General features: G+C 72.4%; 5 protein-coding genes. All 5 read right to left on the reverse strand.

Annotated elements, in window-relative coordinates; all coding sequences use genetic code 11:
• Nucleotides 1-2,328, reverse strand: a complete 2,328-nt coding sequence (treY, locus tag Pta02_RS16500; protein ID WP_203875709.1) for a malto-oligosyltrehalose synthase — start codon at nt 2,326-2,328, stop codon at nt 1-3.
• The gene (glgX, locus tag Pta02_RS16505) at nt 2,321-4,426 is read right to left on the reverse strand and encodes a glycogen debranching protein GlgX (protein WP_203875710.1); all 2,106 of its coding nucleotides are present in this window, start codon (nt 4,424-4,426) and stop codon (nt 2,321-2,323) included. Before glgX ends, treY begins: the two co-directional genes overlap by 8 nt.
• Nucleotides 4,427-4,550: 124 nt before the next feature.
• Nucleotides 4,551-4,928, reverse strand: a complete 378-nt coding sequence (locus Pta02_RS16510) for a VOC family protein (protein WP_203875711.1) — start codon at nt 4,926-4,928, stop codon at nt 4,551-4,553.
• Between the two features lie 83 nt (nt 4,929-5,011).
• Nucleotides 5,012-8,209: an ATP-binding protein gene (locus tag Pta02_RS16515; RefSeq protein WP_203875712.1), complete on the reverse strand. Its 3,198-nt coding sequence runs from the start codon at nt 8,207-8,209 to the stop codon at nt 5,012-5,014.
• A 15-nt stretch (nt 8,210-8,224) separates the two neighbouring features.
• On the reverse strand, nt 8,225-8,811 hold a 587-nt coding region (locus Pta02_RS16520; protein ID WP_203875713.1), incomplete at its 5' end, for a hypothetical protein.

Consider the following 8,811-nt stretch of genomic DNA (forward strand, 5'->3'; position numbering starts at 1 on the left):
CTACTCCCTTTCCAGAAGCGCGACCGGGCGGTGCGACAGCAGATGCGCCAGGGGGATCCGCCCGGTGTGCTCGGCTCCGGACAGCAGGTCCCGCCAGCGCCCGTGCGGCAGCGTCAGCGTGCGGCCTCCCCAGCCGCCGCGCCGCTCCAGCCCGACCGGCAGCCGGGTGGCCACCACCACCGCCCCCTCGCCCCGCGCGAAGGCGATCGCGTGCGCGTCCGCCTCGATCGGGACGTACGGCGCGTCGGGGTCGATGCGGCGCCGCAGGTTGAGCGCCTCCCTGGTGACCAGCAGCTTGTCCTCGTCCCAGGACGTCCCCTCACCGGTCCGCGCCCGCGAGAGCATCCGGCGCCGCAGCTCGAAGTCGACCGGGCGGCGGTTGTCCGGGTCGACCAGCGAGAAGTCGGTGATCTCGTTGCCCCAGTAGAGGTCGGGCACCCCGGGGAGCATGAGCTGCACCAGCTTCTGGCCCAGCGAGTTGGCGCGCGCGTAGGGCTCGATCCTGGCCGTGAACTCCGCGATCGACGGCCCGCACTCGTCGATCGCCCGCCGTACGAAATCCCGCAGCCCCTCCTCGTAGGCGGGGTCGGGGGTGGCCCAGGAGATCGACGTCTTGGCCTCGCGGGCCGCCTTGAACAGGTAGTCGAAGAACCGGTCGCCGTCGATCGGCCAGGCGGCCATCAGGTTCTGCCAGGCCAGATAGTCCAGGCGCGGGTCGAAGGAGACCTTGGCCGACCACTCGCCGACCGCCTGCGCCCAGGTGCCCGGCAGCTCCGACAGCACGGCCAGCCGGGCACGCACGTCCTCCGAACGCTTGGTGTCGTGGGTGGACAGCGTCGTCATCGTCCCCGGGGGCATCGACCGGACGAAGGCGTGGAACTCCTCCGGTTCGGCGCCGAACCGGTCGGGCTCCCCGCCCACCTCGTTCAGGCACGACAGCGGGTACCACCGGTAGAGCGCGGTGTCCTCCACCCCCTTGGCCATCACCGGGCCGCAGGTCTGCTGGAAGCGGACCACGCCCTCGGCCGGGCCCTGCAGCACCTTGCGCACCGCCTCCGCCACCGGGGCGCCCTCGGGCAGGTGTCCGGCCGCGACCCTGCCGGCCTCCTCCACGATCGAGGCCGAGGCCGCGGGCACGGGCTCCCCCGGCACCGCGTAGGCCCGGTAGACGGGCATGGCGGTCAGCAGCTCCGCCAGGACCTCGCGGTCGGCCCCGGTGGTCGCGGCCAGCCGGTCGAGCTCGGAGCCGAAGAACAGCTCCAGGACGTACTTCTTGGACTCGCGCACCACGGCCGCGTAGTCGCGCGGCGCGCCGGTGTGCAGCACGAACAGGTCCGTCAGCGGCCCGGCCGAGGCCGGGTCCACGAACAGCCCGGTGATCCGGTTGAGCACGTCGTAGCCGGTGGTGCCGTCGCAGTCCCAGTCCTGCGGGAGCCGCTCCTCGCCGACCAGGATCTTCTCGGCCACCGTCCACAGCCCGCCCGAGGCGGCGCGCAGCCGGGCCAGGTAGCCGCGCGGGTCGGCCAGGCCGTCCGGGTGGTCCACCCGCAGCCCCTGGACGATCTCCTCCCGCACCAGCGAGAGGATCACCTCGTGGGTGGCGTCGAAGACCTCCGGGTCCTCCACCCGCACCCCGATCAGCGACGACACGTCGAAGAAGCGCCGGTAGCCGGGCCCCCTGCGCCAGTCGACCAGCCGGTAGTGCGTGTCCGGATAGGGGAAGACGTGATCGTGGTAGCGCAGCACGTCGCCGTCCACGACCGGCTCGGTGTCGTCGCCGATCACCGGCATGGCGACCTTGCCGTCGGACCAGTCGATGTCGAACCACGCGCCGTACGGCGAGTCCCGGCCCTCCTTGAGCACCGACCACAGCGCGGCGTTGCCCGACTCCGGCACCGGGACCGTCATGTGGTTGGGGACGACGTCCACCACGATCCCCAGGCCGTTGTCCCGCAGCGCCGCGGCCAGCGCCCGCAGCCCCTCGATCCCGCCGAACTCCTGACGGATCCGCGAGTGGTCGGTGACGTCGTAGCCGTGCCTGGACGGCGGGTCGGCCTGCAGGACGGGCGAGAGGTAGACGTGGCTGACCCCGAGTTCGCGCAGGTACGGCGCGAGCCGGGCCGCCTCGGCGAAACCGAAGTCCGGGGTGAGCTGGAGGCGGTAGGTGGAGAGGGGACGGGCCGCGGGGCCCGGCCCCGGGCGGCCGGAGGAGGCCGCCGCGGAACCGCTGTGGGTGTCGCTGAGGGAATCGCGGTGGGAGTCGTTTCGGGAATCGCCGTGGGAATCGCTGTGGGAGTCGCGGTGGGTGTCGCGCGAGGGCTCAGACACGGCGCATCACCCGCATCGAGCGCCCCACCACCGGCACCGTCTCACCGGCCCGGCAGAGCCGGGTGTCGACCGTGATCGGCATCGCCGTGTCGATCTCCGTGAGCCACATCTCGCCGTAGTCCTTCGGAATCGTGAACTTGATGACGTCGTGGTGCGCGTTGATCATCAGCAGGAACGAGTCGTCGGTGATCGGCCGTCCCCGGCGGTCGGGCTCGGTGATGGCCTCGCCGTTCAGGAAGACGGCCAGCGACTTGGCGTACCCCACGTTCCAGTCGGAGTCGGTCATCCGCTTGCCCTGCGGGGTGAGCCAGGCGATGTCGCTGAGCGCGTCCTCCGACCCGCGCACCGGCCTGCCGTAGAAGAACCGGCGCCGCCGGAAGACCGGGTGCTCGGAGCGGAGCTTGGCGAGCTTGCGGGTGAACTCCAGCAGCAGCCAGTTCTCCCTGATGTCGGACCAGTCGACCCAGCTGATCTCGTTGTCCTGGCAGTAGGCGTTGTTGTTGCCCTGCTGGGTGCGGCCGAGCTCGTCGCCGTGGGAGAGCATGGGCACGCCCTGCGACAGGAAGAGCGTGGTCAGGAAGTTGCGCTTCTGCTGCTCGCGCAGCGACTCGATGGCGAGCGTCGCCGGCCCCTCCGCCCCGCAGTTCCACGAGCGGTTGTCGTCGCTGCCGTCGCGGTTGCCCTCGCCGTTGGCCTCGTTGTGCTTGTGGTTGTAGGAGACCAGGTCGGTCAGGGTGAACCCGTCGTGGCAGGTGACGAAGTTGATGGAGGCGGCCGGACGGCGGCTGTCGTCCTGGTAGAGGTCGCTGGAGCCGGTCAGCCGCGAGGCGAACTCCGGCAGCGCGGCCGGCTCGCCCCGCCACAGGTCGCGGATCGTGTCGCGGTACAGGCCGTTCCACTCGGTCCACCGGGCCGGGAAGTTGCCGACCTGGTAACCGCCCGGGCCCACGTCCCACGGCTCGGCGATCAGCTTGACCTGCGAGAGCACCGGGTCCTGCTGGACGAGGTCGAAGAAGGCGCTCAGCCGGTCGACCTCGTGCAGCTCCCGCGCCAGGGTGGCGGCCAGGTCGAACCGGAACCCGTCGACGTGCATCTCCGTCACCCAGTAACGGAGCGAGTCCATGATCAGCTGGAGCACGTGCGGCGAGCGCATCAGCAGGCTGTTGCCGGTGCCGGTGGTGTCCATGTAGTAGCGCTTGTCGTGCTCGACGAGGCGGTAGTAGTCCTCGTTGTCGATCCCGCGCATGCTCAGCGTCGGACCCAGGTGGTTGCCCTCGGCGGTGTGGTTGTAGACCACGTCGAGGATGACCTCGATGTTCGCCTCGTGCAGCGCCTTGACCATGGCCTTGAACTCCAGCACCTGCCCGCCGCGCTGGCCGCTGCTGGAGTAGGCGTTGTGCGGGGCGAAGAAGCCGATGGTGTTGTAGCCCCAGTAGTTGGTCAGCCCCCGCTCGACCAGGTGCTGGTCGATGACGAACTGGTGCACCGGCATGAGCTCGATCGCCGTCACGCCGAGCGCGGTCAGGTGGTCGATGATCTCCGGATGCCCGATGGCCGCGTAGGTGCCGCGGATCCGCTCGGGGATCTTCGGATGGTTGATCGTCAGGCCCTTGACGTGCGCCTCGTAGATCACCGTGTCGTGGTACGGCGTGGCGGGCGGACGGTCGTGCCCCCACCCGAAGAAGGGGTTGATCACGATGGAGCGCGGCACGAACGGCGCCGAGTCGGCGTCGTTGCGGCTGTCCGGCTTGCCGAAGCGGTAGCCGTACACGGCCTCGTCCCAGTCCACCTCCCCCTCGATCGCCTTGGCGTAGGGGTCGATCAGGAGTTTCGAGGGATTGCAGCGCTTGCCGTTCGCCGGGTCGTAGGGGCCGTGTATGCGGTAGCCGTACCGCTGCCCGGGACCCACGCGCGGCAGATAGCCGTGCCATATATAGCCTTCGCACTCGGTCAGGACGACCCGAGTCTCATGGTTGTCGTCGTCGAACAGGCACAGCTCGACCCGTTCTGCGGCCTCCGAGAAGATCGCGAAGTTGGTCCCCGCGCCGTCGTAGGTCGCGCCCAGCGGGTAAGGATCACCCGGCCAGATTTCGATCATTTCACCGCCCTTCAGCGGTGTGGAGATATGCCCAATGCTCCCCCAGCCATGCCTGCTTTCCCACCCCTGGCACACCAGCCTCATCCGGAATGCCGGAAACAGCCGGATACCAGCGGTGACGCCGTCAGGAAACCGGGGTGGAGACGTCCACGAGCAGGCCGTTGGGGTCGCGGATCAGGCAGCTGCGCTGTCCGTAGAACCGGTCACGGGGCGGGGCGACGATCGGCAGGCCCAGTTTCACCGCCCGCTCGTGGACGGCGTCCACGTCGTCCACGACGACGGTCAGGATCGTGCCCCGGGGCGCGTCCCGGTAGGCCTCGGGGACGAGCTCGTGGTCGCGGCGCCAGACGGCGACCTCCAGGGCGAGGTTCCCCGGCGCGGACAGGTGGACGTACCAGTCCTCCTCGAAGTTGACCTGCAGGCCCAGCAGGTCGACGAAGAAGTCCCTGGTCTCGGGGAGCCGGTCGGACAGGATGTTGGTCAGGATCCGGTTGACTGCCATGGATTCCCCTTTGCCGTGGGAGATCCGGAGAAACGCGGCCCGGTCCGGAGAGACACGGCCCGGTCCGGAGAAACGCGGCCCGGTCACTCCGGGGCGGAGCACTCCTTCTCCAGTTCCTCCAGCGCCGGTTCGCAGACGCGCAGCCCCGCACGGCGGACGAACTCCCCGGCCGCCCGCAGGTGGAGCGCGGCCCGCTCTCCGTCGCCGTCCAGCAGCGCCAGCCGCGTCAGGCACAGGTCCGTCACCGACCAGCCCAGCAGGCGTCCGGCGCCCGGCGCCAGGTGGCCGTACAGGACCCGGCCGGCGGCGACGTCGCCGAGCCGCGCGCAGATCTCGCTGAGGGCGTCGGCCACGAACCGGTAGGCCAGGTCCGGGAGGACCCCGGCGAAGCCGTCGCGGGACAGCTCGGCGAAGTCGGCACTCGCCAGGTCCGGCCGCCCGGCGTCGATCAGGGCCAGGCAGCGCAGGATCCGCCAGGGCCGCTGCCCGGGACGCGACCGCAGGATCTCCTCGGCCAGATCGAGGGCCTCGGCGGGCCTGCCCTCGGCCCGCAGGGACAGGAAGCGGAACGTCTCTCGGCGCAGGTGCGCGTCGCCGCGGCCGAGTGCCCCCTCCGGATAGACCGCGCCGGACTCCTCGGCCGCCGCGAGCGCGTCGCCGGAGCGCCCCGTCAGGTAGGCGTGGACCGCCGCCTGCCAGGCGGCGAGGCTGATCATCGACGGGAGCCGCAGCCGGTCGGCGTTCTCCCGCAGCCAGGCCAGCGCCTGCTCCGCCCCCTCGGTCTCCCCCCGGGCGATCAGCTCGACGTAGGCGGTCTCACGGCCGATCCACTCGGTCACCAGGTCCCCGGTGCGCTCGCCGATGTCCACGATCTCGGCGATGACCGCCCGCCGGAGGTCGTGGTCGTCACCCGCCCGCAGCAGCAGCTCCTGCACGATCAGGGCCCTGGACAGCGTCCCGTCGTCGCCGGTACGGCGGGCCAGCCGTACCGCCTGCTCGGCCAGCTCCCGGCTGCGCCCGACGGGCCGCCCGGTGGACCCGATGAACGCGGCGGCGGCCAGCAGCCGGGCCCGCCACGGCGAGTCCCCGGCCAGTCCCGAGGCCAGGGCGCGGTCGATGCGCCCGGCGAGCCGTCCGACGTCGGTGACCTCCTCGTACATCGACAGGTAGATCTGGTCGGACAGCCCCAGCGCCGCCCGGGCCAGCCGGCTGTCGTCCCCGAGCTCCTCGGCGATCACCGCGGCGCCCTCCAGCGAGGCGTGGGCGGCGGTGCTCATGCCCGCCGCCGCCTGCGCCTCGGCCAGGTCGAGCAGGAGGTCGCAGCGCAGCGCGTCGTCCGACCTGGGCAGCCGCTCGATCAGCTCGATCGCCTGCCGCAGGTGCTCCACCGCGTCCTCGTGGGCGAACTGCGCCGTCGCCTGGGCCGCCGCCCTGCGGGTGTAGCCGATCGCCTTGCCCGCCATGCGCGGGCTCAGGATGCCCTCGCGGTAGTGGTGGGCGATCTCGGTCAGGCGGGTGCCGCTGCGCTCCTCCAGCACCTCGGCGATGCGGGCGTGCAGGCGCCTGCGGCGCAGCGGCGGCAGCGCCTCGCGCAGCACGTCGCGGACGATGTCGTGGACGAACCGGCAGGCCGGCCCGTCGCCCTCGGCCAGCAGCCGGGCCCCCACCGCGGCGTCGAGGATGTCGAGCACCCGCTCCTCGGGGAGCTCGGCGACCCGCAGCAGGATGTCGACGGCCGCGTCCCTGCCCAGCAGGGCCGCGGCGGTCAGCACCTGCTCGGTCTCCGGCGGCAGGCCGGCCAGCCTGCCGCGCACGACGTCCGACAGCGCCTCGGGGGTCTCGCCCAGCTGAAGGACCTCACCGAGGAAGAACGGGTTGCCCGCGGTCAGCCGGGCCATCTCGGCGGCCCGTCCGGGGTCGGCTCCGGCCCTGCCGAGATACTCGCGGATCTCGTCCTCGCCCAGTCCTCGCAGTGAGAGCCTGCGCACGTGCGGGAGCCGGGCCAGTGCACCGAGGGCGTGCTCCAGCGGGCCGCCCGGCCGTACGTCGGTGTCGCGGTAGGTGGCCACCACGGTCAGCTCCGGGCAGAGCCGGGTCGTGGCCAGGAACTCCAGCAGCCGCAGCGAGGAGGCGTCGGCCCACTGCAGGTCGTCCAGGACGACCAGGACCCGGCCGTGCCCGTTCAGCAGGGCGGCGAAGGCCTCGTAGAGCTGGAACCGGCCGCCCCCGGCCAGCAGGGCCGGCCCGCCGGGACCGGCCAGCTCCTGCACCGCCTGCGTCCACGGCCAGAAGGGCGGCGCTCCGGTGCCGTCCCAGCAGCGTCCCCAGACCACCCGGTGCCCCCGGTCCGCCGCGGTCCGCGCCGCCTGCTCGGCCAGGCTCGTCTTGCCGATGCCGGGCTCCCCGGCCAGCAGCACCACCCGGTGGCCGTCCTCGGCGATCGCCATGTCGAGCGCCCCCGCCTCGTCCTCCCGGCCGACCAGCCGGGCCTCCGTGAGCGCGACCCGAGGCCGGGGCGCGAGGGAGGGATCCTGGGCGAGGATGCGCCGCTCCATCTCCCGCGACCGGGGGTCGGGGTCGAGCCCGAGGTCCTCGACCAGGAGCCTGCGCCCCTCGGCGAGTACGGCCAGCGCGTCGGCCTGCCGCCCCGCCTGGTAGAGCGCGTGCGCGCCGAGCACGCGCAGCCGTTCCCTGAACGGGTGGGCGGCGACGAGGCGGGCCAGCCCGCCGGTGAGCGCCTCGCCCAGGCCGAGCGCGAGGTCGGCCTCGGCGAGATCCTCCTCCAGCGTCAGCCGGAACTCCGTCAGGTGGGCGATCTCCTCGTCGGCCCACGCCGTACCGGCGAAGTCGGCCAGCGGCTCCCCCCGCCACTGCGCCAGCGCGAGCCGGAACTCCTCCCCCGCGCCCCGCCGGTCCCCGGCGGCGGCCCGGCGCCTGCCCTCCTCGGCGTGCCCGCGCGCCCGGGCCAGGTCGAGTCCCTCCGGCGGGATGTCGAGTGCGTAGCCGCCGGGCCTGCTGACCAGGATCGCCGGGGGGACGTCCCGGCGCCTGCCGGGCTCGAAGACCCTGCGGAGCTTGGAGACGTACGCCTGCACCGTGTTGACCGCCCCCGGCGGCGGTTCTTCCTCCCACAGCACATCGATCATCCGGCTCGGCGGGACCGGCCGCGGCGCGGCGAGCATGCACAGGGCCAGCACCACCCGCTGCTGGTAGGGCCCGACGTCCAGCGGCGCCCCGTCGTCACCGGCCACCTCGACCGGCCCCAGCACACGAAAGTCCATCCCCGGCCACCTCGCTCACGAACTGCGCCGATAGTAGCCCTCACCGCTCCCTGTCCCGGCCGGGCCGTCGGCCCGGGCCTTCTCGTCACGGATCACGTCGACGAGCACGAGCGCTGGGTAGCGGGGATGCGCGCTCACCTGTACGGCCGTCGCCAGGCAGCAGACCGTCAGGATCTCCTCCGCCCTCTCCAGCTCGGTCGCGGTGGTGCCCGCCCGGCACCACAGCCAGACCCGCTCGCCGTACGGGGTCGCCGAGGTCCACAGCACGGACGGGATCCGGCCGCGCCGGTTGACGATCAGCGCCTCGACGCACCCGGATCGGATCCGGTGCGCGGTGTACACGCACCGGATCCACCCCCACACCTCGCGCCGCGCCACCGGCACGCTGATCACCAGCAGCACGAGCGCGAGCATCACCGCGATCACCCGGGGCCAGCCGAACCGCGCGGCCGCCCACAGGGTCACCACGGGAAGCCCGACGACGAGCATGATCTCGTAGCGCCACCACCAGGCCAGGGTCAGCGGCCCCGGCCGCGCCAACGGAATGATCGCCGCCTTCTGCCCGGCGAACATCTGCCTGCGCGCGTCCTTGTCGTCGCTCA

Origin of the sequence: Paraplanobispora takensis (assembly GCF_016863195.1) — a bacterium.
Classification (GTDB): domain Bacteria; phylum Actinomycetota; class Actinomycetes; order Streptosporangiales; family Streptosporangiaceae; genus Planobispora; species Planobispora takensis.

Coding starts and splice junctions, on each gene's coding strand:
- glgX (WP_203875710.1), bottom strand. CDS start 4,426: ATGATCGAAATCTGGCCGGGTGATCCTTACCCGCTGGGCGCGACCTAC.
- Pta02_RS16510 (WP_203875711.1), bottom strand. CDS start 4,928: ATGGCAGTCAACCGGATCCTGACCAACATCCTGTCCGACCGGCTCCCC.
- Pta02_RS16515 (WP_203875712.1), bottom strand. CDS start 8,209: ATGGACTTTCGTGTGCTGGGGCCGGTCGAGGTGGCCGGTGACGACGGG.